A 22031-nucleotide genomic window follows, 5' to 3' on the forward strand; every position below is an offset into this window, starting at 1 on the left:
AGTCAGCGTATTTCATAGAGGCCCGCAGGCAGCAATACCGACTGCAACAAGGCCGGATATAGAGCCGCAGCCCATCCTGTCTGTCTGAACACAAGAAAACTGTTGCAAACGGGACGCGTTCATATAGCGGCGCATGAATTCCCCAAAATCTCGAGGGTCATGGTCTTGTAGCGGGTGCGTCCCGTCGCACGGTAGTCCTTCCAGCGGAACGTCCGGCCACGCTCATCAAAGGCGACCAGGCGCTGCTTGGAGAAGGCGACGCGGTGCGTGTAGCGTGAGAGTTACTCGAGCACCGCCTCTGGTCCAGCGAACGGGCGCGTGGAGTAGACCACCCATTCGCAGGCACGCAGCGGCACGAGCCACCGGGCAAAGGCGGCGGGATCCGCGAGCCCGGTGTACCCGCCGAAGAATTGCAGCTGGCCATGCCGGTGGGCCACTTCGAGTGCTTCGACTGCAGAGCGTCAAGCATGAAGTCCGGCGCAAGATGACTGTCGCCGCCCAACGGACACCTCGTCCTGATCGATGAGGCTACCCACCATACCGTGGCGGCGGGGATGATTCGGGGGTTTTCTGCGTAAAATGACCGGGCGCGGGTAGGGTTGCGATATTGCGGTTCTGGTGACGCCCGCGAGCGCGCCACGTCGTCCCTCTGACATGGCAGGGGCGTGAGGCCCTACGCCCAGCGCCGATTGCGCGAGTCCGCGCTGCATGGGGCGACATCATGCTCGATCTCAATGACCTGTATTACTTTTCCGTCGTGGTCGAAAAGCGCGGCTTTTCGGCTGCTGCGGAATCGATCGGCGTTCCCAAGGGCACACTGAGCAAAAGGGTGAGCGCCCTCGAGAAGACGCTCGGTCTGCGGCTCGCGAACAGAACCACCCGGAAGTTCTCCTTGACCGAAGCGGGCGCCGACTTTTACGCGCATTGCGTGCGCGTGATGAGCGAGATCCACAATGCCGAGCAGGCCGCCCGGGCTCGCCTGGTCGAGCCAGTCGGACGCGTACGCGTGACATGCGCCACCGGCATCGTGCGCATGGCGCTCGACCAACTGTTGCCCGCCTTCATGGCCAGGCATCCGAGGATCGACCTCGACTTGATGACCTCCAACCGCTATGTAGATCTTGTGGACGAAGGCTACGATCTCGCCTTGCGAAGCCATACCGAACCGTTGCAGAGTTCGTCGCTCGTCGCGCGGCCGGTCGCGCAGACGCGCGTGATTCTCGTCGCGGCGCCGAGTTACTTTCCGCAGGGCCTGCCTGCGACGCCGCAGCAACTCGAAGGCGTCGCAGGCATACAGCTAGCGCGCCGCGACTCGGCCAATGCCTGGCTGCTTCACGCGGACGACCGCCGCACCGCAACTGTCTCGTATCGCGCTCGAATGTACTGTAACGACGCTCCGTTTGCGCGCCTCGCGGCCATTGCCGGGATTGGCGTGGCCGCGCTGCCATCACCGCTGTGCCGCACCGATATCGAGGAAGGACGATTGGCGCGCGTACTTGCCGATTGGCACATCCCGCGAGGGACGCTCAGTCTCGTCTTTACGTCGCAGCGGGGCATGACGCCCGCGTTGCGAGCAACCATCGATTTCCTCGCCGAAGCGCTCCCTGACTTTCTCAATGATTGATGCTATCGCGGACCGAATCTGCAGCGCATCTGAAAATATCAAACAGACTGACGGCCGAGCACCGGGAGGCAAATTACCCGCGCACTGCCCAGTTCCGGGATCAATGCCAACATCCGACGGCGGCATGGCACGAAAGGAACATTTGCGCGCTGATCGGCGGAATCAATCAGAGATGTAAGCAGGAAGCCTTTCCACCAGAAAATCTACCGCGGTTCGCAGGGCCGGAGTCATACCGCGTTGCGACGGAAAGACCAAGCTGAGTGTACCGCGGGGAACGTGCCAATCCGGCAGTACGCACGCCAGCTTTCCATTCGCGATATCCACCCGGCACATCGGCGACGGAAGGGCCGCCACCCCCAGTCCTGCAACTGCAGCACGGCGCGCAAGCGGCGCGTCGTTGCATCGCAATCTAGGAAGGAATGAAACGGTGGCCGTGCGTCCGTCGGCCGCATGAAGGAGCCATGTGCTCGACGAGTCCCGGCGCCCTAGCTGAATGCCAACAACGCCGTCAAGGTCCTGTGGCGCGTCGGGCAGTCCGCGTTGGAAAAATGCCGGACTGGCCACGAGTGTCCATTGCGTTTGCGCGACGGGCCGGGCAATCAGCGAAGAGTTCTGCAACCGCTCGGAATGGTTGCGCAACGCAAGATCGTAGCCTTCTTCGATGAGATCTACGTAGCGGTCGGTCGCCAACAGGTCGATGTCGATCTTCGGATGCTCTGCCATCAGGACAGGGAGAAGATCGTCAAGCGCGAGGCGCACGGTTCCGACGGGGCAGGTCATGCGCACGCGCCCGACCGGCTCTGAAAGGCGCTCCCGCGCCGACTGCTCGGCCTTTTCGACCTCCCCTACGACACGCAAGCAGTGAGCGTGAAATTCAACGCCTGCCTCGGTCAGCGAGAATTTGCGAGTGGTCCGGTTGGCGAGACGCAGGCCCAGCGCCTGCTCAAGGGCACGCATGCGCTTGCTAAGCGTGCCTTTGGGCACGCCGATTGAGTCGGCCGCTGCGGAAAAGCCGCGCTTTTCTACAATCACCGAAAAATAATACAAATCGTTGAGATCGAACACCTTATCGTTCCGTCTGGCAACGATGAAATTATTTTAGGTCAGTTTCAACTTATCCGGTGAAGCAGGCTCGGGGCATTCACGGCGTCGTCCCCGTTGCTGCATCCCCCCGCGGCTGGCTGCCGGCCATCGTCACGCCGCCTCGAGGACACGGCGCGCGGTCAGCCACCAAACCGCCGCACGATCGCGTCCAGGAGAACTCGCACGCGGGCGGATCGATGGAGGTCGCCGTGCGTGCCGAGCCACACGTCGTAGGCCGCGGTGAGGTCCGGCAACACGCGCACCAGCCCGGGCGCCGCGTCGCCGATATAGGTGGGCAGTTCACCAATGCCCGCGCCCGCCTGCAATGCGGATACGAGCGCAAGCATCGAGTTCACCTGCAGTCCCGGCTCGCGCATCTTCGCCTTGAGCGGATAAAGCGGCGGAAACCAGCGGATATTTCCGCCCCCGACGAGGGTGACGATCTCGTGCATGGGCACGCCAACAAGGTTCCGCGGCGGTGGCTCTCTCGCCAGATAGTCGTCGCTCGCATACAGCGCCGTCGTCAGCCCCGGTAGTCGGCGCACGATCGTCGCCGACTCCTCGGGGCGTACATTGCGCACCACGATGTCGTTTTCGCGTTGCGACAGGCTCGAAAACGCCGAGGCAATGTCGACTTCGATCCGGATGGCCGGATGCGCGCGCCGCACCGATGCGATGGCCGGCAATACATAGCCGGTGCCGAGCGCGTCGGACGTGCCGATGCGTACGACCCCGCTCAATGCTGCGTCCGCACCGGATGCGCGACGATCGATCTCGAGCGCGCAGGATTCCATACGATTTGCAGCGTCGATCAGCGCATCTGCGACTTCCGTGGGGACGTAACCACGGGGCGTTCGCATAAACAGCTTGGCCTTTAGCGCGTGTTCAAGCGCCGAAAGCTGGCGGCTCACAGTCGGCGAGTTGCTGCTCAGCTCGCGCGATGCCCCTGCCAGCGTGCGATGCCGATACACCGCAAGAAAGAAGCGCAATTGATTCCAGTCCATGTCAGGCCCGTTCGGGTATGAGGCGTGATTACAGCATAGCCCGATCATTTCATTTTTGTAACATGGCCTTCCGGTTTCGTCCATTTATGTTCCGTTGCGCAGTGTTTAGAGTTAGTCCACATCAACGTAACAGGAAACGTGTCATGAAACTGAATCTGACGGGCAAAACCGCCCTTGTGCTGGGCGCGTCGCGGGGCTTGGGCCTCGCGAGTGCGATCGAACTCGGACGCGAAGGCGCAAATGTGATGATCGCCTCCTCCAACCGTGAACGTCATGCGCAGGCCCTCGCGCAACTGCGCGAAGCAGGCGTGACAAACGCCGATGCGCTTGTAGTCGACGTGAGAAGTCAGGACCACGCCCAAAACGCAATCGACGACACGGTCGCCCGTTTCGGAGCGCTCGACATCCTCGTCAACAATGCTGGCGGGCCGCCGTTCGGCCAATTCCAGGAATTCGACGATACCGCGTGGCAAAACGCATTCGAGTTGAGCTTTCTGTCCGTCGCGCGCTTTACACGTCTCGCGCTTCCGTATTTGCGTCGCTCGGGCGAGGGTCGCGTGATCAATATCATCAGCTTCTCGGTGCGTCATGCAGTGCAAGGGTCGATCCTGTCGACGAGCATGCGGATGGGCGTCGTTGGTCTGGCGAAGCTGCTGTCGCGGGAAGCCGGCCACTACGGTATCACGGTCAACAACGTCGCATCGGGCATGATCCTGACGGACCGGATTCGCGAGTCCGCGCTGAAGAACAAGCTGGCCGAAGGAAAAACCGAGGAGCAAGGCCTGGCCGAACTGGCCGACGAGGTGCCCCTCAAGCGCCTCGGTCGACCGGATGAGCTCGCTGCGCTCGTGGCGTTTCTGGCCTCCGGGCGGGCTGGCTACATCAATGGCACCACCATCCAGGTAGACGGCGGACTCGGGCGTGGCATGCTCTGAATCCCGTGTTCCCTATGGCAGAGAGACTCCTGGTCCGGCCCAACAGGCACGACATAACATCTGTAGTGCCCGATTCATCGGATCGACCAGGATCATCGTTTCGTCATGGAAACTCTATTTCATCCGGCCCCCGCTTTCTCGAAATCAATGTGCCGCCTAGCATTACGTACTTCACGCAGCGAGCGCATGGTCGGAGAGTTCAACTACCGCATGTGGTGGCCGCTCGCCATTGAGTCGCTACCACGATCGAACGTGCGCACGCAAGCATCCGCTGCCTGTCCGGTCCAGCGACGTGCTTCCGTTCCTGCATAACACATGGGCTTTTAAGCATGAAATCGCTCCGCACCCTGCTGCTCCTTTTCGCGCCCGTCGCGGCCGCACTTGCCGTGCCCGTCTACAACCGTGTCGCCCCCACACTCGATGGCTGGCCGTTCTTCTATTGGTGGCAGACCGCCTGCGTTCTTGCTGGCGCGCTTCTTACAGCCGTGGCACATGTTCTCGATGTACAAGCTTCCCTCGATCCGGTGGGCGAACATCCGACTCACGAAAAGGGGCATACGGCATGAGCACGACGCCCGTCCTCGTCTGCGTCGCACTGTTCGCATTGGTCAGCGTGCTTGGCATGCTTGCCTCAAGATGGCGGTGTGCCGATCTCTCCGGCATTCAGGAATGGGGCCTGGCTGGCCAGCGCTTCGGAACCCTCATGAGTTGGTTTCTGATTGGCGGCGACCTTTACACGGCGTACACCTTCGTTGCCGTACCCGCACTGGTATTCGCGGCAGGGGCCGCAGGATTCTTTGCAATTCCGTATGTCGCCATCGCATTTCCGCTCGGCTTCCTTGTGCTACCGCGCCTATCGCGCGCTGCACGGCAGCACGGACACGTGACGGTTGCCGACTTTGTCGAACATCGATTCGAGAGCCGGGCGCTTGCACTTGGAATCGCGCTGACCGGCATCCTGGCCACCATGCCTTATATCGCATTGCAGCTTGTGGGTGTTCAGGTCACGTTGGGCGCGCTCGGCTTTCCCACACACGGCTGGCGGGGCGAATTGCCGCTTCTCGTTGCGTTCGGAGTGCTTGGCATCTACACGTGGTCGAGCGGCCTTCGCGCGCCCGCCATCATCGCGGTGGTCAAGGACCTGCTGATCTATACAACCGTCATCGGTGCTATCGTCGTCATTCCTGCAAGGCTCGGCGGCTTCGGGCATATGTTCCAAACCTTGCCCGCAGCGAAGCTGCTACTCAAGACGCCTGACGCCACGAGCCTCAATGGCTACTCGAGTTACGCAACGCTTGCACTTGGATCCGCGCTCGCATTGCTGCTATATCCGCACGCAATGACGGCGACCCTGGCGTCGTCCTCCGAGCGTGTCATTCGCCGCAACATGGCGCTGCTTCCCGCGTATTCGCTGATGCTCGTGTTCGTGGCACTGCTCGGCGTGATGGCGCTTTCTGCAGGAGTCGGTGCTATGCCCGAATATGCAGCCCAGTTCAAACAATACGGGCCCAACTTCGCTGTCTTTGCGCTGTTCCAGCACTTCTTCCCGCCCTGGTTCACCGGTATAGCCTTCGCGGCGATCGGCATCGGCGCGCTGGTTCCCGCCGCAATCATGTCGATCGCTGCAGCGAACCTCTTTACCCGCAACGTGTGGCGGCCGTTCTCTGCCCGTGACTGCTCCGCCGCACAGGAGACGCGAATGGCGCAGAAAGCCTCGCTGTTCGTCAAGTTCGGCGCACTCGCCTTCGTACTCTTCGTACCCGTTCAATTCGCGATTCAGTTGCAATTGTTGGGCGGCATCTGGATCACGCAAACGCTGCCCGCGGTCGTCCTCGGCCTGTTCGTGCCTTCCGCGCGGGCCCGCAGCGTTTTCGCAGGCCTCGCGGCCGGTCTTGCCTCCGGTACATGGATGGTCGCGCAAAACGGCTTCCGCAGCGCCAGCTTCACCTTGCATCTGGCTGGCGTCGCCGTGCCGGCATATGCAGCCGTGATCGCACTTCTCGTCAATGTCGCCGTCGTGCTCGCTTGCTCGATGCGGTCGGCCCAATCTCGAACCAAAGGAATCCAACGTGACTTGCAAACCTGAGCCTATCGGATCCGGGATGGTCGACGAACTTGTCCGTGACGCCCTGCTTTCGCAATTGCGCTGCCACACCGGAGCGGTCGGCGAAGCCGTCGGTCATATGATGGAACGAGTCAACGCAGGCGTGTTCGACTCGGCCTACCGCAAGCTTGATCCGCAAGCGGGAGACCGTATTCTTGAAATCGGTGTCGGAAGCGGTGGCCATGTCGCTTCGGCGCTCGCCCTCGCGCCTTTTTTGACGCTGACCGGCATTGACACATCACCCACCATGATTGCGGCCGCTCGTTCGCGCAATGCGCAATTAATCCAAAATGGACAGCTTCACCTCGAAACCGCCAGCGTGACCGACATGCCGTTCGAGAACGAAGCATTCGACAAGGTCATTTCGATCAATGCTGTCTATTTCTGGCCGAATCTCACAGCTGGGTTGCGGAAGATACGTCGGGTGATGAGCGACGACGGCGCGCTGGTCATCGCCGCCATGACGCCCGAGGCTTCGCTCCCTGTGCCGTTCGCCGAGCATGGCTTTCGTGTGTACGATCCACTGACGTTTCGCAGGGCATGCTTCGACGCAGGATTCGAGTTCGTGCATATCGGACATTACGCCGAAAAGCGGATCGCGTACGCAGCCGCTCAAACCGGTCGCGAGTTCCTTCTTGTGCGAGCCACTTGCAAATGATCCAACACGCTTCATTAAATTTCGCGATTGTCGAACTTGCAGTCTGGCCGGAAAGCCTTTCGGATCATTCCTTTCCCGGGAAAATGCACAACCGGATGACTGCCTGAACCGATCGTCGAACACCTGGCGGCGTCGCAATCCGCTCACCGATAGAACGGGTTCGATGAACACAACGGCAACTCCATCCCCGTAAGTATGCCCTGGAGAATCGAACCGACTTGCTTCGCGGCGGGTGGCGCAGCTTCGCGATTGCGCGGTCTACAACGCTAGGGATAGGCAGAATCGTCTCTCGTTAAGAGGACGACTTCCGTGAGATTAACTAACCTGCTGAAGCGTGCCACTGGCCGCACGCAAAATGAGCAAACAAGCAACCAACCAGGCAAAAAGTCACGCATTGGGGGTGACGCTGAACACGGCTTGCCACCGGGCATGCCCGGTCCGACGAGTGAAAAAACTGGTTGGTCCGGCACCCGCCCTGCGATTAGCGCGCCAGCGTCTGGCGCAGTGCGTCGACCCTTTACCGCAAACGAGATTCGCTTTGCCCAGGCCGCGTTGCACGAGATGCTGTCGGTGGACGGAAAGAAAGATGTGTACCGCTGGCTCGAAGCGGTTGCCCGGAAAAACAACTTGCCTTCATTGAAAGCCATGGTGACGCTCTATGGCGATTCGACCGATCCCGCCAAGGCGATCAAGAGAAACGACAAGTGGGCGCAATTCCGTCACCAGTTTGCGAGCGAGCGCGCGCAGGAAATTCCGAACGCTTTTGCCATTGCGGCGGTAGAGAGAGCGTTTCCTGGGATGATCACGAAGGGTCTGCTGCACAACAAGGGGGAGTTGAAGCGCCAGATCAAGGTGAGGCACGACCTGTACGTCGCTGACAGAACCGACAGCAAGACGTTCGGTCTTGCGCGCGACTTCTTGGCAAAGCTCCTGGACACGGAAGACAGCCATCAGAGAACCGCCGTCGCAATTGACAATGCGTTGCCTCTCGTAAGCCTTCCAAAAAAGATCGTCTATCTATGGGCCGAGGCATCGCAACCGGTTTCCTCGCCGGGGCCCGGCACGTCAACGGGGCGGCGACCAAATAGGCCCCCCCTCGCCCCAAGACACAAGATAACCAGATAGGTCCGCTTTCATCAATTCGACCGGAAGGTTGCTCGCGTCGTCGAACCGCCCCGCTATGCTTCCCTGTCAGCGCCCCGTTTGCGCAGGAGAGCAGTCGTCGCAGGTGAGCATCTCGGCAAGCCTGTCGGGCGCGTCGATCATCACGTCGTGCCCTGCATCAACTGTCCTGGTCGACCACTGCGGATCGGCTGCGCACGCTTCATAGAACCGTGTGAACGGCGAGCCCTGCCAGCCGGTTGCGAGGATGTACGTCTTCCTTGCGACGCGCGATGCCGCGCCCGTCAACCTGATCCGTTCGCAAAATGTCGCGAGCGGCTGAGGCGAACACTTCGCGTCGACCCACGGCTGGTCTTCGCGGTTGACGCCGAGCATCGTGGCGCGCGGCGGCGGAATCGAGAAGCCGTCATTGTCGGCCGCCCAAGCGAGTTTCGTCGCAACGATTTCGGCGGAACTGTAGTCAAATACTGATTGCCCGTTTTCAGGGACGAAAGCGTCCAGATAGATCAACGCGCCTATCGTGTCGGGACGCTGGTCGGCCACGCCGGTGATCACCATGCCGCCATACGAGTGACCGCAGAGAACGACGTTCTCCAGGTCCTCCATATCGATCAGGCGCACGACGTCCTGAATGTGGGTACCGAGATTGATAGATCCGCTCAGGTGATGAGCTCGCTCCCCAAGCCCTGCCAGTGTTGGCACGAGGACCGTATGACCCTGCGAGCGCAGTCTCGCAGCGACCCGGGTCCAACACCATGCGCCATGCCACGCGCCGTGTACCAGGACGAATGTCCTGCAGTCGCTGCGAAGTTCCGTTGTCGGGGCCGAAGCCGCGCATGCAATCGTAGATGCCGGATTTCGTGCGTGCGATGCCGCACCGGTCGTGTCGATGTGTGACGTTTGAATATTGCTCATTGTGTTACCAGACTCCATGCTTGATACGGACCGCACCGGGCCATAGGTGCCGGGCATCGGCGTGCGACAGGCAACCATGCCGGCTTGCCCGCTCGCACACTTCCGGCAGCGGAGCGCTCACGATAGCAAGCCCACGTCGGGAGTCGGTGTCCGTACCCCTCATTTTCGGCATGCTGCCTGAGAACCTCGCGCGCAATCAGGCGCTGCGTGAGCCACTCGCGCAACGCCGTAGTGTCACGCTGGCCGCTTGCCTTCACGGCGGCGTCCAATTGTTCCTGCTCGATTGCGACTCGGTTGACCATTGCCACCACGCCTGGCGCCAGGATCTCCAGCAACTTCGTTGGCCTGACTGTTGCGCCGGGCACCCCGCCCGGACGGTTGACGGCGCCGTCTGTTGACCGGCGAAGGCCGACGAAATCGGTATTTTCATTCATGGGGCATCCTGCTGTCTGAAGTGAGCAAGGCTTGCGTATGCTCGAACTCATTCGTGATTGCAAGTACCCATTGTGCTGGACCGACCGTTTCGATCTCGCCGTGGCCGCGAACTTGTGGTGTGAAGGGCGAAGGGTGTGACAACCCGCCTTGCCGAGTGGGCCGTAAGCGAAGCGCGAAACGGGAACTCCACGAGTCCGCATGTCGCCAAGCAATTCACCATCATGCTCGACAGCCTTTCCCGACCTGTCGGATCGGCGGCCGAACGGGGCGTTGAGAACGTGATGCGGATGTTCTCGACCGCTCAGGAAGCCGACGAAGAACTGCACGGCGACTCCGCTGCCGACGATGTCCGGGACCTACCGAATCGATCCCGATCACCTGAAAATTCCCCGAAGATTCCCCGCCAATTGCCGCGCGACAGCAAAGATTGGGGTCAGTCGTAGGGAATGGGACATCCGGCCTGAGTGCTGCGGGTTACGTTGCCGGACGGCAGAGAAAATGTACTCGAGTGTTACGTCTTATCAAATGCCGATGTAATGCGCCCGCTTCGTGGGGGCCTCTCCCCTGGCATGCAAGCGAGACTGCAGCCGGGAAAGAGTTATAGTTTCGGTGCCTCGTCAACCTCGGGGCGTGGAAATGCTCTACCCTCACCATTTCCGCTTTTCTTGGAGTGCTAAATGACGATCTATTGGTCCACTGCGTTTCGAACATTGATTCGCAACTTTGTTATTAGAAGTGCAGATGCATCGCCGACAAATAACGGTATCGCCCGCAACCCGGGTTCAGGTCGAAGCAATTCCGCGGACACGGCGGAAGCGCAGCGTTTCCATGGATTGAAACGCGCCCCTTCTCCCACACGGTGCGAAAGGAACGAGACAGGTAAGGTCAATCGCCGTTGGGGCGTGTATGGATCGATACTTCCTCCTGACGCGCCCGCCAGTCCGGACGAGCGGTGGTTCCGAACAGCCCCGCAGATTTCCTTTAAAGTGCTCGGCGCCGACAATCGCAAAAGCACTCCCCCCGTGTCCGACGGATCCGCTTCTGACTTGGAGGCTGAGTTCTTGCGTGCGGAAAAGGCGGCGCGGCGGCATGCCATCCGTATTGAAGACGATGGCGAAATACCCGCCGACACCGAGGCTATGACGACCATCAAAAAAAAGCTTGCGGGTGCAATGGAAGGAATGGAAAAGATGGCGGGCAACACGCAAGCAAGCATCAAGAACATGCTGCTGGAAAACAATGTGGAAGGACTGCAAGAGGCTGCGAATGCCAGTGGTCCGCTGCGATCCTACTTCGCCGGCGTCAGGATCGGGGAACATCTTCTCGAAGAAAAATACGATAACGAGCCGATCCCTGAGGAAATCCGGGCGGCACTGAGAGCCATAAATGCCCTTTACAAAAAGTCCAGCAAGGATTTCGTCGCGTTGGGCCGGACGGACGCTTACTCGGCCTCGAAGCCGCGCAGCAAGGCTGAAGTCGCCACCCTGATGGCGACCTTCGCCGAGTTCGGCGTCCCGATTCGCGAACTCAGAAGCAAGGCAATGAAATACCACTGGATGCGGCACGCGGAGATTGTCGAATAGTCCGTCATTCTCCTTTCGTTCAGAAGTCGACGCTTCTCGTCGGGCGACGTCAGGTCGCCCGGGCAGCGCGCCGCCTGGGACGCCGCCGTCGCCGCCCTCTCAAGCGCTGTGCGATCCCGACTACGATCCCGCCGTCCTCGCTCACGAGGAATTCTACCGTTTCATCGGCATGCCGCGCGCCGCCGGGGTCGGCCGGATGCTCATCATTTCCCCTGCGTAACATCCTCGCCAACCCCGCGTTTGGATTCGGACTGTGGCCGGGCATTCGATCGTGACGACCGCGTGGAGTGCTCCGATTCGCTGTGTGACACATCACTTCGTGTGGTAGGCATTCTTTCGACCGTTGCGCTCGATGAGCGGAGCGTTTCGACCCGCCAACCCATGTTGAAGCTTGCGGCGCCGACGCCGCGCGCGGCAACAGTCACCACCGGCACGGCCGGCAGGGGCACTCCATGCGGTGCGTACATCGGCGATGGCACCGCGATTTAAGCTATAGGCCAGGCGCGTCGTCGGTGCGACGCATGAATACGTTGCCGATTGCGCACTGATCGGAGCAGACGTGTCGCGCTCTGTTCGAGATCATGCGGATGATGCATGGCCTCCAAATCCAGGCAAAGCAGGATCCGGAATTTTCGCCAATAAAGTGAAACAACGAATCGGGGCCTTGTGCGGCATGGTTCCCCGGGGAGTGAGCGGAAATTCTCGGCACCTCGTTCAAGCATGCTTGCCAATTGGCCGCTTTGATCTGGCTTGGGTCAATGCTCCTTCGGGCTTCGAAGCGGCACTTCGCAAGTCGCCATCCACGCGTCACCATATCGGGCAGAATCGATCACGCTTATTCGGGCTCCTTCAATATCGATGACATATTCAATCAAACCGGGTGGCCGTTCGGTCGAGCCTTATGCCGTACCCCGTGACCCTGCACGTAACATCGCTTCAATCGATGAGCAGCGGCAGTCGAGCGCCGCACGCGACCGACCGAATGCCATGTCCAGTTCGCTGGCCGCGCGCACCCCTCCAGAGGTCTGGACCAACGTCGCCCGACGCCTGGACAAGACCGGTCGGAGCGCAATGCGGCGGATCGGCGTGATGAAAGCGGGTGCCGAGGAAGCGACTCGGGGCATCACCGTGGACGACTCGAGCAACTTGCAAAATGCTCTGCAAGTGTTTGGTCGAGGAGGTCTTGATCGGATCACGTTGATAGGCACCACCTTCAATGACGACCATGTAAAGAATCTGCCGCCCGAACTCAAAGGTAAGGTGATTTTTGTCGGATGCGGCAACGTCAACGACGGCGTTTTGGCGGAGTGGGCGCCGTCGCGCAAGAATGGCCAGGGACCGTGGCCTTACTTTGATGCTCTGAAAATGAACGGCTACGGGCTGATGGATGCTGCCAGACTCGCAAACATCGCTGTGCCGCTGCGAGGCCCCGAAAAGAAACACGACGAGCCCGGGGATGCTGACTACAGATACGCAATCCGGTTGTGTTCGGCTGGTTTTTCTGGGGGCGAGTCTGTAGCAATGGCCTACGGTCACTTCGACAAAGTCACAGCCCAAGAAATCGAACACCAGACCTTAGGTTCAAACATTCGCGGGGTGAGCCGCCTACAAAGATTCCAATGGTGGCTTCAGGCCCCGGAAGATGTCCCGCCGAGAAGTAGACCGACGATCGATGCTTTGCGAAGTAATCTTCTGGAGCGTCCAGAGTCCTGCCCGGAGTGGTACCAAGCCGCGATGGAGGCCGTTCGACGAAATCTGGATGCCGCCAACAAGTCGAGCCCGTGCAGGTCATGCCCATCGGGCAGGCCCAAGGAATGAGGAATTCTTGACAGTAGATCAGCTGGCCGCCCTTCGCGATCCGGAGGCGGACGCAGACCGCATCGCGAAGACTGACGCAGATGCACTCAAGCTGGCAATCGGGCTGAGCATTCGCGAAACCGGCCCAACAGTACATGCCTCTACTAGCCAGAAGGCGAGCACTACGAAACGTTCAGTCCGCGATCGGATTCACAGTCAAGTCCCTACTGAAATGGTCCATTTGATTGCTCAGCCCGTCGGCAAGCTTGCTCAGGTGCCCAGAAGCCGAAAAGAGGGTCTTGGGTTCGGTACTCTTCTGAGCAAACTGAAGCCCGTCGCACGCGCGAACAAAAAAGCCCAATTGGGCCATGCCGCTCTCCGGCGTGTGGCGACGTCACGCTTTTAAATTCCCAGCGAGTCGTCGCGACATAACGACTACTGCTCACGAAAGTCCGTCGCCTCTTCATACGTGGGCGGCGCGTCGTTCATCTCCGCCATGGCGCGTTTGCCCAATTGCCACTGCTTGCGCCCATCGCTCCGCGTGACCTGCTCGAGCCAAGGTCCGATGGTATTGTGCGGAATCGCAAGCTTCGCGGCGATCGTTCGCAGCGACAGCGGCGCAATCCTGGGCGCGTCGAGCAGCGCTTTCGCATGGCGCAGCAAATCCGGCGTGACGGTCGCCTTCATGCCTGCCACCGCGTCATTGCCAGCCAGGCTCAATTGGTAGTCGCCCACACGCTCGTCAATATAGCGACCGAGTTCACCGAGCGACAAGCCGGTTTTTATCTTAGCCTCTAACCAATCTCCACCGTTCTGTCGCAATACTTCGCATGCCTCGGCAAGCTTTAACTTCATGGTCGGATTGCCGGTCCCATCGGCAAGCAAATGCGGGTCCTTTGGGGCAAGAGACACCTTCAGGGGCGACTTCTTCGTCCTGCCCGGCGAAAACCGGGCAAGTGCGCTTAGTTCCCCCTCGTTGAGCAGCGCGCTCGTCGTCGATGTCCGGTTCCCCTTCGCTTTCGGTTCAAGCGGCAAAGCAACGGTGGAAGAAAGTCCGCGGAGGGAGTCGATTCTGGACGACACGATCACTACAAGGAAGGGAATGATGACGCTGGCATTATATCGACGCGTTGCATGCCACCGATCGATTCACGCCATGGCGCGCAAAATTGCTTCGCTCTTTCGAACGGTGCTTCGCGCCGCGGCGCGAAAGCCCTGAATTGCGGTTCAAACCACCGAACATTTGGCGTCCGCGCCGAGCAAAACATCGAGGCCTTCGTCGCGCGGAATGGGGATTTCCTCATGGGCTCGCATCGTGAGCGTTCCGCTGCGGATAGCCAGAAGAGCATGATCGTGCCGATGGCGGGCGGATAAATTCCAAATGAGGTTGAGCACAGCGCGAGAGCCTCACCGCGAGAGGTGTTCAACCCGAACGCCGGTTCATTCATTCTTCACCGATCAACCAATCGTGTAGGACAAGCGTATTCGGGCGAAAAGCAATATATCGCGCACGAGGCCTTCGATCCCGACGGGAATATCTCCTGGGACACCGGGCACAAGATGAAAACCCAATTCGATAAAGGACTCGATGGAGAATTTTCGTCGAAGACATTGCCGGTCCCCGACAAATTCTCCGATTTCATACGGACAGTGATTCCGATCTCGACTGAGAGTCGACCCAGCGATCCCATTCAGTTGCGGTGTTTTTGCCGAAGCCGGTGTCACACGCGCTGCTTCGCGCCCGTGGGCTACTGCGTGGAACGTCTCACAAGCGCGATCGCGGCCGCTTTCTCCTCACCCTCAGGAACGACGACGTCGGGCACTACGCCTTTGCCTTCCCACCCCAACGTGGAATGAGGCGCTACCACCATCTTCATCGGAAGGAACATGTATAACCCATGTCCGAGTGGAACGAATCCGCCGGCAATTCCAGCTCCGTCGGTACGTTGCCCCACGATGACGGCACGTTTGAGATTCTGCATAGCGAACGCAAAACCTTCCGCCGCCGATGCCGTATGCGAATTGACAAGAATGTACAGCTTGGCATTTGGATTGCGTCGACCCGGCACATAGGCGTATGTCCACTCCTGCTCGTCTTGACTGCGATCCTTGTAGAATCCATTGAGGTAAAACTTTTCTTCGCCGACGTTATAAAAGTATGAGGCCAGCAACCGGCCCACCGTGCCGCTGCCGCCCGGATTGTCGCGAACATCGATGATGACGGATCTGGCGGTTGCGGTGCCGTTCATCGCGTTCACGACGGATAGGTAAGTCGGCGTCGTCGCGCTCCAATGACCTCTGGCATCGATATAGGCCAGCGACAAGCCAGATTGCAGCTCGACCTCTCTTACGCCGTCGCGCGCAATTGGACCTGCGACCTGAGCCGACTTCTGGGCAGCCGCTTGCGCGCGCGCCTCGGCATCGCAGACCAGGCGCAAGTGCTTGTCGCTGTGCGTCGCCTGCAGATCTTCACCGGCGTTCGTGGCAAAAGCGCAAGCGTCCATGTGGCTATAACGTCCGGCGGCGGCGAGCCTCGCGATCGTATCGGAATAGCGCTTCGACACGTCAGGAAAAGGATACTTGTCCAACAGATCCTTCCTCATCACCTGCGTGATGTCGCGAATGTCGGCGTCCGACAGGGGGCCTTGCGATGCACCGAATGCGAACAGCGGCATTGCCATCAGGGCAATCGCCTTCAAGGTGCGGTAAGCAACGAGTTGATACGAAAATAGCGTTGTCATGGAGTAAGGCTGCTGCCGGATTGAAGCTGGCGATGCGTCGTTCGCCGCGTGGCTCAATTCGTCGTCACGCGCAAGGACGTGTCGCAATTCGGCGATGATCTCAGTTCGCCGACACCACCTGCTTACGCTCGTCGGGCCACTCCGGTGAGACGCTCACAATGCCCCATGCCGCGAGCAGTGCATCAAATGAGGGCGCGCATACTTGGTCCTTGCCGTGAGACAACGGACGCCCCGTCAGCCGGTATTGAACGCGCTCGCCCGATTTCGCGCCCGGATGCCGGATCCGCTCGAATACGCCGCGTTGAATTCCATACTGAATGGCAACTGAGGCGTCGCGCGCATTCAGCACACCATTCAGCGCAATTTGCGCGACCGTCGCAGGGGCGTTGTCGTGCAAATACTCGATCAGTCGAAGAGCGTTGTCATGCAGTTTCATGCGTGATCCTCACCGTTATGTGGCAGGACGCCTGCTCAGGCTGCCATGCACACCCGGTAGGGCGCGGGCGGAAACACTCGCCACGCACCGTCGTTGTGCTGAAAGAAAAAGAGGATGACGGGCCCTTCCGCTCGCCGCGCCTCGACTCGGACGCGTCGCGAACTTCGCCTGCCATCAAGCCGAACGAACCGGACCTTGGCCTCTGAACATGACCAAAGCCATTTCTCGACAAGCACGCGTAGCGAACGGTTGGCGGCCATCATTCACTCTCCTTCAGTTGGGCTCGTGAAGATTCACCTATGCCCGTTTCGGGTGCCATACACTTGACGACCGATTCTAGACAATGAGCCGTGGGCGCAAAAAGCCGGCGCTCGGCGCAACACCGTTTCTTCCCGGAAACGTTCGATGTGGCTCCCGCGTTGCAGAAGATCTGACGATACGGCGCAGCAGGGCGAATTTTCGGTCGGTGTTGTTTAAGCGCACCCGGTACGGCTCTTCACCCAAGGTCCCGTCGAGCGCGAGAACGACATCCAAGAGTAGCGGCCATGCGAAGCGGTACGCATGTTTGCGAAGGGGGCGGCCAAGCCACTACATCTGGTAACGCGAGACACGGCCGCTTACCCTCGCGGCAACTCCGCTAATCTAAACTCGATCCGTCACCGACCCACATAAATCGCACGATGGCGCCGATAACGTCACTCAAGAGCAACAGTGTTGCAGCCGCCGAGTCGTCAGAGTCTCCTCCGCATGCCTCCAATGTTCGGTCTACGAGCCGCAAGAGCAGCACCAGGCAAAAGTTCGTCGGCGAACTGAGAACAGCGCCCGAGTCCAGTAACAGTCGCGCAAGCAATGTGCTTTCTGCGGCAGGTGCAATACGCACTGACTCGAGAGGGCGCGAAACTGCGGTTCGGTCACACCGGCCAAAGACGCCACCAGCGAGCCCGCCGCAGGGGCTTGCGCCCGGGGTTCGACATCACGCCTGGCAGGAGTATGTCGTCGCGCCATTCAGTCAAGCGAACGCGGGCACGTTGCATGACGTCCTTCATGAAGTACCAGCCGGATTTTGTATTGGAATCTGCGCGGAATTCATGCTTTCGCATGCCGAGTTCATGCGACGGCCGGAGGTGCAACGTCGTGAGTCTCAGAATCAACAGGGCCTTGTTGGTCTGACGCAGCAAACAGCCGGATTTACATCGATTCATTCGGCGGTGGCCATGCAACGTACGGGTGATGTTGTTCACGAGAATTTCTATCAGAGTATGGCGAAGTTAGGGTTAAGCCAAAGCCAAACAGCGTCCGTTATCAAAAACGGGTTTAACCTCGCCATGGAAAGTGTGGCAACCGAGCCAATGGGGCTGCGATATTCCAATCAATCGAAATTCTCGCGTGAGAGCACCGATGAAGTTAGCTCATCGGACCTGGCTGAGCACACTCCGAGGCCGGGACGACAAGGGCGGTACCACACAGTCGTGACTTACGGCATGCAAGATGCTCAGGGAAACGCTGCCTCACACGCGATTGCGTTATACACGCCGGCGGCACACGAAGATCCGTACTACGTCATCTTCGATCCTAACGTCGGCACAATGCGGGTCCCGGTTGATCGGGTCGACGAGGTTCTCTGCCGGTACCTGTTCGGTCCCGAGCGGGGCCTGTCGGTTCTTACCGAGCCCGCTGAAGTGGCTTTCATGGAGGCTCAAGTTGATGACCAGTCACACGTCGCACTGATCGACGATTCGTCGGTGCGGCAGGGATCGCCGCGGCCGGAGCTCAATTCCTTCTACACGCAGCGTCGTCAGGTGCGCACGGCAATGGAGAACCTCCGGAAGTTGCGAGCTTCCTGCGACGCTCATCGAAACGACGGCGAGAGCTTTGGCGAACTCTCGGGTCTGATCGACCGATCCCTCACCGCGGCCTCCGCGCTTGAGGTGCAATTGACGAAGTTAAAGGAGCGTAGCCGATGGACCCCAATGGCCGAGCGACGCAAGCTTGACACCAGGCAGCTCGACATCGTTCAGGAGGCGGGGCAGATGTTCGCGCTCTCGCTGGTCAATCTATCGAACAAGGCGCATGTTTTGGTCGAAACACTTGAAGCGCGTCACGATGAGAAGGCCAGCGGACATGTCTCGGGCGTCGGCTTCGTGAGCGATCGAACTGCTCTGAAAGCATTTAAAGACGACGTCGAAGCGTATGAAGCAGGCTGTGAGGGCGTTGACGTCACGCTCACCCGAGGCTATGAGAACGCGGCGCTGAGCGCCGGGCTGACACAGACGGACATATTCCGCACGAAAGTCCGGAATTCGATCGATCACTTCTCGGACAAGGCGAAATCCCGCTTTGCCGGTCTGGTTCCGCGAGGCTTCCGCGCCGGGAAATAGTCGGATCGTGCGCCTCGCGGCGACGCACGACGAAGATTCGCACAACCATACATGACTTCGCGAATCTCCACGCAAGGCCGTCGGCCGGCTGGCGTTCGTCTTATGACTCACGGCCCATTTTTGTTGTCTGGCCGCACAACGCTCCCGCAAGGTCGACTCGATAGAGCGCGTAGTCGGCCGCCTTGATCACGTAGCTCGCATCGCCATCCTGCTCCGGCGCCCAGCTCGCGGTGCCGATGCTGGCAGTGATGCGCCCGTATTGTCTGCCCTGATGTTCTATGCCCAGTTCGCTGATCGCCCCGCGAATCTTCTGAGGCGGGACGGCCGGTCATTCGGCGTGCCGAGCCTTGGACTCAAAACGGGGACGGCCATTGTTGTTTCAGGCACCGCGCCCGCCAAGGCTACAGCGGAAATAACGAGTAGCCTTGTTGCTCGAGGATGGTGGCCGTTGTCAGCCCGGACAACGCCAGCGTCACGGCCTGGGCCTTCCATTCTTCGTCGAAGTCGTACTCGGCCAGCGCCTGAGCGCAGACCGCCACGTCGATGCCGGCACGCCTGAGTTCGTCGATCAGCAGCAGGTTCGGGTTCGATACGCCGAATTTCGCGCGATAGTGAGCATCGTCCAGCGCCAACGGCGTGGCCGCCCCGGACACGATCACGGTGAAGTGCAGATTTTCGATCGGCACGCCCGAGGCGACGTACAGATTCACGGATCGGGCCACCCGATCAAGACTTTCGTTGACTTGCGACGGGCTCTGCGCCCCGCGTGTCACGGCGAAGACGATCTTGTAGTGCTGCCTTGTTGCTGGCGTGTAAGCGGCGGCCTTCGGCATGTGAATCTTGCCGTAACCCGCGATGGTCGGCGTGATCCAAAAGTCAGGCGTTTCCGAGGGCGGAGCGGCGAACGCCCCTGCACAGGTGACGGCAAGAACGCACCCGGAAATCGACGACTTCGGATTGAACATGGCTTACCTCTTCTCAAGCAATATGAGCCGCACGCCAGCCGATTCGCAGCAGGACAGCGCGTCGCGCCGGAAGCGGCTGTTACAAAGCGTGAATGATTGTGAGTTTATGCACCCCAGTTTTGCTTGATGTGACAGGTCTCTCTCTTCCGCCTCTTGCTTCGTTTTTTTGGTCGCCACTTCGCGAAAGTTGCTTGGAGAATTGTTCGGGCTTTTTAAAGGCGGAGACTAGTTACACCACACCGACGAGTCTAAAAAGGCCGGCCACGAAGCAGCGGGTTCGACTCAAACACGAATACCACGTCATATCGTAAATATCGAACATTCTTGTCGTTATTTCCAACCCACTTGTTGAACGCATTTAATGCCGCTCGTTTACTGCCACTCAATTTTTCCTTGGCGGCAAGCCAGCCGTCGAATGCCGCCCAAGCACGCCGCCCCAACTCACCTCTTGTCACGGTCATGACATTGAAATCTGGCGAGATATCGCCTCTTTAAGCAACGGCTGCCTTCGCTCGAATGCACCCCATTGCCGGCCCAATATATGGATCACAGCCTTAATTTCCTGATCGGAATGGCGGCGCGCCCGCAAACCGCGCCGCGTGCGCGGGCACGGTTTCTCACAACGAGCGACCTGCCTGCGCTGCTGGATCTTGAATGCGAGAAGTGGAGCGAGGACCAGGCCGCATCCCAAGACGACTTGCGCGCCCGCATCGAAAACCACCCTGAACTCGCGGTTGGCGCGTTCTGCTCGCGAACCGGCCGAATGCTCGCGTCGCTGTTTCTCAAGCCGGTGCCTGACGACTTCTGCCAGCGCGTCTTTACCTGGAAAGACTGCACCTTGCTGCCGAGCGCCCGACGCAGCTCATCCCTGTTCGGCATCAGCCTGAGCAGCCGCGACCCGATCGGCGTTGAGGTGCTGCTGAACTTCTTCTGGCCTCACGCGCTCAAGGGCGGCTGGCGTCAGATCTACCTCGGCTCCCCCGTCCCAGGGTTGCGCGACTGGCGGCGGCGCCATCCGCACGCCCCCGTGGAGGACTACGTCTTCGACAAGCGCGGCAGCCTGCCCGCGGATCCGCAACTGCGCTACTACCATTCGCGCGGATTCAAGCAAATCGTCTCTGTGAAGCCCGACTACTTCCCCCATGAGCCGTCGCTCGATCATGGCGTCATGCTGCGCGGCGCGATTCCGCTCGCCGCGTTAGGGCCGCTCTGGCGCTCCATCTCACTGCCGGCGGTGCAGCGGATTACCCGCCGCATGACACGTCTGCTATGAACCCTGTGCCCAGAGGCGGCGGCCGAGCGCCCGGGCGCTCGGCGTTCGCCCGCGACTTGGCAGGCGCCCTGTTCCTGCTCGCTGTCGTGGCGAACACGGCGCTGATCGTACACACCGCGCAGCCATGGCTGCGCGCGCTGCTGGCATTGCCGCAGGCACTGCTGATCGGCGGCTGCCAGGAGGCCAAGCACCTGAGCGTGCATGGCAGCTTCCTGTCGAACCGGCGCGCGAACGACATCGTAGGCACAGTATGCGCCGCGCTGTTCGGCGTGAACTTCGTCGCCTACCGGTATTTTCATCTTCAGCACCATCGCGCAACCTGCAGCGACGCCGATCCGGAAGGCCGCCTCTACGCGCTCAGCTGGCGCACGCGCTGGGTCTGGCTGCTCGCGCCGCTGGAGCTACCCTGGGTGGCATTCCACATCAATCGAACCGCATGGTCGATGGTGCCGGCGGCTCGGCGCAGCGCGCGCCGTCAAGCTCTCGCGGGCATGCTCGGCGTCGCGGCGCTGCTCGCCTGCTGCACCTGGCTGGCGCCGCGAGCCGTGCTTTGGGCCTACGCGATACCGCTCGCGCTTCATGCCTGGCTCGACTTCGTGCTGACTCAGGCCGAACACTACGGTGTTGCCGTAGCGTCGTCGAACCCGCGCGATCCAGGCGCGGTGACGCACGATATCGCGCTGCCATTCGGCCTTGGCTGGCTGAACCTGCACCGCTCCCTGCACCGGGTGCACCACCGGCATCCCGGGTTGCCGTGGTACAGCGCGCCGACGCGGTTGCGCAACGATCCCAGCGCTGCCCCCATTTCATTGACCCGCTTCATCCGTTACTGGATGAAAGCCGGCCCGCGCCTCTGGCTCACCAAGAGCGACGCTGCCCCGGCAGGCACCGTATCACTGCCCTCCAGCACCGTCGCACGTTGATGCCCAACGATCCTTCGACTCGTTGCCCTGACGTGGTGACCTGGAACCGGTCCTT

Annotated in this window: 22 protein-coding genes and 2 pseudogenes; 14 read left to right on the forward strand and 10 right to left on the reverse strand. The window is 60.3% G+C overall.

What is annotated here, in order from left to right; translation table 11 throughout:
• Positions 1-152: 152 nt before the first annotated feature.
• A pseudogene (locus AB3X96_RS39720) lies at positions 153-434 on the reverse strand (transposase); the annotation flags it as partial.
• Between the two features lie 287 nt (positions 435-721).
• On the opposite strand from AB3X96_RS39720, the gene AB3X96_RS39725 reads away from it, so the two are divergent.
• Positions 722-1624 (forward strand): LysR substrate-binding domain-containing protein, encoded by a 903-nt coding sequence (locus tag AB3X96_RS39725; protein WP_368594055.1) that lies wholly within the window; start codon positions 722-724, stop codon positions 1622-1624.
• 162 nt (positions 1625-1786) lie between these two features.
• Here the strand turns inward: AB3X96_RS39725 and AB3X96_RS39730 are convergent, their stop codons facing one another.
• Both AB3X96_RS39730 and AB3X96_RS39735 read right to left on the reverse strand, forming a co-directional pair.
• Positions 1787-2689 (reverse strand): LysR substrate-binding domain-containing protein, encoded by a 903-nt coding sequence (locus tag AB3X96_RS39730; protein WP_368594056.1) that lies wholly within the window; start codon positions 2687-2689, stop codon positions 1787-1789.
• Positions 2690-2847: 158 nt separating this feature from the next.
• Positions 2848-3711 (reverse strand): LysR family transcriptional regulator, encoded by an 864-nt coding sequence (locus AB3X96_RS39735; protein WP_368594057.1) that lies wholly within the window; start codon positions 3709-3711, stop codon positions 2848-2850.
• Positions 3712-3854: 143 nt separating this feature from the next.
• Here AB3X96_RS39735 and AB3X96_RS39740 point away from each other — a divergent pair, with 143 nt between their 5' ends.
• The 5 genes from AB3X96_RS39740 to AB3X96_RS39760 all read left to right on the forward strand — a co-directional run bounded on the left by AB3X96_RS39740 (position 3855) and on the right by AB3X96_RS39760 (position 8533).
• The gene (locus AB3X96_RS39740) at positions 3855-4646 is read left to right on the forward strand and encodes an SDR family oxidoreductase (protein WP_368594058.1); all 792 of its coding nucleotides are present in this window, start codon (positions 3855-3857) and stop codon (positions 4644-4646) included.
• 329 nt (positions 4647-4975) lie between these two features.
• The gene (locus tag AB3X96_RS39745) at positions 4976-5212 is read left to right on the forward strand and encodes a DUF3311 domain-containing protein (RefSeq protein ID WP_368594059.1); all 237 of its coding nucleotides are present in this window, start codon (positions 4976-4978) and stop codon (positions 5210-5212) included.
• Entirely contained in the window at positions 5209-6732 is a 1524-nt protein-coding gene (gene mctP / locus AB3X96_RS39750; protein ID WP_368594060.1) for a monocarboxylate uptake permease MctP, read from the forward strand. The genes AB3X96_RS39745 and mctP overlap by 4 nt, the downstream gene beginning before the upstream one ends.
• 16 nt (positions 6733-6748) lie before the next feature.
• Entirely contained in the window at positions 6749-7408 is a 660-nt protein-coding gene (locus tag AB3X96_RS39755) for a class I SAM-dependent methyltransferase (protein WP_368594061.1), read from the forward strand.
• A gap of 309 nt (positions 7409-7717) precedes the next feature.
• Positions 7718-8533 carry a hypothetical protein gene (locus AB3X96_RS39760; RefSeq protein ID WP_368594062.1) on the forward strand — a complete coding sequence of 272 codons (816 nt, stop codon included), beginning with the start codon at positions 7718-7720 and terminating at the stop codon, positions 8531-8533.
• 66 nt (positions 8534-8599) lie between these two features.
• Here AB3X96_RS39760 and AB3X96_RS39765 read toward each other — a convergent pair whose 3' ends face one another.
• On the reverse strand, positions 8600-9502 hold the full coding sequence (locus AB3X96_RS39765) for an alpha/beta fold hydrolase (protein ID WP_368594063.1): 903 nt from the start codon (positions 9500-9502) through the stop codon (positions 8600-8602).
• Positions 9503-10101: 599 nt separating this feature from the next.
• On the opposite strand from AB3X96_RS39765, the gene AB3X96_RS39770 reads away from it, so the two are divergent.
• From AB3X96_RS39770 to AB3X96_RS39785, 4 genes are all read left to right on the forward strand, one after another.
• The gene (locus tag AB3X96_RS39770; RefSeq protein ID WP_368594064.1) at positions 10102-10323 is read left to right on the forward strand and encodes a hypothetical protein; all 222 of its coding nucleotides are present in this window, start codon (positions 10102-10104) and stop codon (positions 10321-10323) included.
• A 234-nt stretch (positions 10324-10557) separates the two neighbouring features.
• Entirely contained in the window at positions 10558-11463 is a 906-nt protein-coding gene (locus tag AB3X96_RS39775) for a hypothetical protein (RefSeq protein WP_368594065.1), read from the forward strand.
• Between the two features lie 987 nt (positions 11464-12450).
• Positions 12451-13281: a hypothetical protein gene (locus tag AB3X96_RS39780; RefSeq protein ID WP_368594066.1), complete on the forward strand. Its 831-nt coding sequence runs from the start codon at positions 12451-12453 to the stop codon at positions 13279-13281.
• A gap of 7 nt (positions 13282-13288) precedes the next feature.
• Positions 13289-13666, forward strand: a complete 378-nt coding sequence (locus tag AB3X96_RS39785; protein WP_368594067.1) for a hypothetical protein — start codon at positions 13289-13291, stop codon at positions 13664-13666.
• 29 nt (positions 13667-13695) lie between these two features.
• On the opposite strand, the gene AB3X96_RS39790 is transcribed toward AB3X96_RS39785, so the two are convergent.
• Positions 13696-14343, reverse strand: a complete 648-nt coding sequence (locus AB3X96_RS39790; RefSeq protein WP_368594068.1) for a hypothetical protein — start codon at positions 14341-14343, stop codon at positions 13696-13698.
• A gap of 51 nt (positions 14344-14394) precedes the next feature.
• Between AB3X96_RS39790 and AB3X96_RS39795 the strand changes: the two genes are divergently transcribed.
• Positions 14395-14634, forward strand: a complete 240-nt coding sequence (locus AB3X96_RS39795; RefSeq protein WP_368594069.1) for a hypothetical protein — start codon at positions 14395-14397, stop codon at positions 14632-14634.
• Positions 14635-15008: 374 nt separating this feature from the next.
• Here AB3X96_RS39795 and AB3X96_RS39800 read toward each other — a convergent pair whose 3' ends face one another.
• Positions 15009-16001, reverse strand: a complete 993-nt coding sequence (locus AB3X96_RS39800) for a S41 family peptidase (protein ID WP_368594070.1) — start codon at positions 15999-16001, stop codon at positions 15009-15011.
• Positions 16002-16101: 100 nt separating this feature from the next.
• Positions 16102-16437: a hypothetical protein gene (locus tag AB3X96_RS39805; protein ID WP_368594071.1), complete on the reverse strand. Its 336-nt coding sequence runs from the start codon at positions 16435-16437 to the stop codon at positions 16102-16104.
• Positions 16438-17465: 1028 nt separating this feature from the next.
• Here AB3X96_RS39805 and AB3X96_RS39810 point away from each other — a divergent pair.
• A complete protein-coding gene (locus tag AB3X96_RS39810; RefSeq protein WP_368594072.1) occupies positions 17466-18815 on the forward strand; it encodes a YopT-type cysteine protease domain-containing protein in 1350 nt (449 codons plus the stop codon).
• A gap of 100 nt (positions 18816-18915) precedes the next feature.
• Here the strand turns inward: AB3X96_RS39810 and AB3X96_RS39815 are convergent.
• From AB3X96_RS39815 to AB3X96_RS39825, 3 genes and pseudogenes are all read right to left on the reverse strand, one after another.
• Positions 18916-19128, reverse strand: a pseudogene (locus AB3X96_RS39815) (diguanylate cyclase); the annotation flags it as partial.
• Positions 19129-19216: 88 nt separating this feature from the next.
• The gene (locus tag AB3X96_RS39820; protein WP_368594073.1) at positions 19217-19780 is read right to left on the reverse strand and encodes a DsrE family protein; all 564 of its coding nucleotides are present in this window, start codon (positions 19778-19780) and stop codon (positions 19217-19219) included.
• Positions 19781-20028: 248 nt separating this feature from the next.
• Complete coding sequence (locus AB3X96_RS39825; RefSeq protein WP_368594074.1) at positions 20029-20241, reverse strand: hypothetical protein; 213 nt, start codon at positions 20239-20241, stop codon at positions 20029-20031.
• 80 nt (positions 20242-20321) lie between these two features.
• Here AB3X96_RS39825 and AB3X96_RS39830 point away from each other — a divergent pair, with 80 nt between their 5' ends.
• Together AB3X96_RS39830 and AB3X96_RS39835 are read left to right on the forward strand one after the other, a co-directional pair.
• Entirely contained in the window at positions 20322-21053 is a 732-nt protein-coding gene (locus AB3X96_RS39830; protein WP_368594075.1) for a hypothetical protein, read from the forward strand.
• A complete protein-coding gene (locus tag AB3X96_RS39835) occupies positions 21050-21976 on the forward strand; it encodes a fatty acid desaturase (RefSeq protein ID WP_368594076.1) in 927 nt (308 codons plus the stop codon). Before AB3X96_RS39830 ends, AB3X96_RS39835 begins: the two co-directional genes overlap by 4 nt.
• Positions 21977-22031 lie beyond the last annotated feature (55 nt).

The organism is Paraburkholderia sp. BR13439 (assembly GCF_040948805.1).
Lineage (GTDB): Bacteria > Pseudomonadota > Gammaproteobacteria > Burkholderiales > Burkholderiaceae > Paraburkholderia > Paraburkholderia youngii.

Excerpts from the sequence above, each read along its gene's own strand:
- AB3X96_RS39725 (WP_368594055.1), top strand. The coding sequence starts at position 722 with ATGCTCGATCTCAATGACCTGTATTACTTTTCCGTCGTGGTCGAAAAG.
- AB3X96_RS39735 (WP_368594057.1), bottom strand. The coding sequence starts at position 3,711 with ATGGACTGGAATCAATTGCGCTTCTTTCTTGCGGTGTATCGGCATCGC.
- AB3X96_RS39740 (WP_368594058.1), top strand. The coding sequence starts at position 3,855 with ATGAAACTGAATCTGACGGGCAAAACCGCCCTTGTGCTGGGCGCGTCG.
- AB3X96_RS39745 (WP_368594059.1), top strand. The coding sequence starts at position 4,976 with ATGAAATCGCTCCGCACCCTGCTGCTCCTTTTCGCGCCCGTCGCGGCC.
- mctP (WP_368594060.1), top strand. The coding sequence starts at position 5,209 with ATGAGCACGACGCCCGTCCTCGTCTGCGTCGCACTGTTCGCATTGGTC.
- AB3X96_RS39755 (WP_368594061.1), top strand. The coding sequence starts at position 6,749 with ATGGTCGACGAACTTGTCCGTGACGCCCTGCTTTCGCAATTGCGCTGC.
- AB3X96_RS39765 (WP_368594063.1), bottom strand. The coding sequence starts at position 9,502 with ATGCCCGGCACCTATGGCCCGGTGCGGTCCGTATCAAGCATGGAGTCT.
- AB3X96_RS39770 (WP_368594064.1), top strand. The coding sequence starts at position 10,102 with ATGCTCGACAGCCTTTCCCGACCTGTCGGATCGGCGGCCGAACGGGGC.
- AB3X96_RS39775 (WP_368594065.1), top strand. The coding sequence starts at position 10,558 with ATGACGATCTATTGGTCCACTGCGTTTCGAACATTGATTCGCAACTTT.
- AB3X96_RS39780 (WP_368594066.1), top strand. The coding sequence starts at position 12,451 with ATGTCCAGTTCGCTGGCCGCGCGCACCCCTCCAGAGGTCTGGACCAAC.
- AB3X96_RS39795 (WP_368594069.1), top strand. The coding sequence starts at position 14,395 with ATGCCACCGATCGATTCACGCCATGGCGCGCAAAATTGCTTCGCTCTT.
- AB3X96_RS39800 (WP_368594070.1), bottom strand. The coding sequence starts at position 16,001 with ATGACAACGCTATTTTCGTATCAACTCGTTGCTTACCGCACCTTGAAG.
- AB3X96_RS39805 (WP_368594071.1), bottom strand. The coding sequence starts at position 16,437 with ATGAAACTGCATGACAACGCTCTTCGACTGATCGAGTATTTGCACGAC.
- AB3X96_RS39820 (WP_368594073.1), bottom strand. The coding sequence starts at position 19,780 with ATGTTCAATCCGAAGTCGTCGATTTCCGGGTGCGTTCTTGCCGTCACC.
- AB3X96_RS39825 (WP_368594074.1), bottom strand. The coding sequence starts at position 20,241 with ATGACCGTGACAAGAGGTGAGTTGGGGCGGCGTGCTTGGGCGGCATTC.
- AB3X96_RS39830 (WP_368594075.1), top strand. The coding sequence starts at position 20,322 with ATGGATCACAGCCTTAATTTCCTGATCGGAATGGCGGCGCGCCCGCAA.
- AB3X96_RS39835 (WP_368594076.1), top strand. The coding sequence starts at position 21,050 with ATGAACCCTGTGCCCAGAGGCGGCGGCCGAGCGCCCGGGCGCTCGGCG.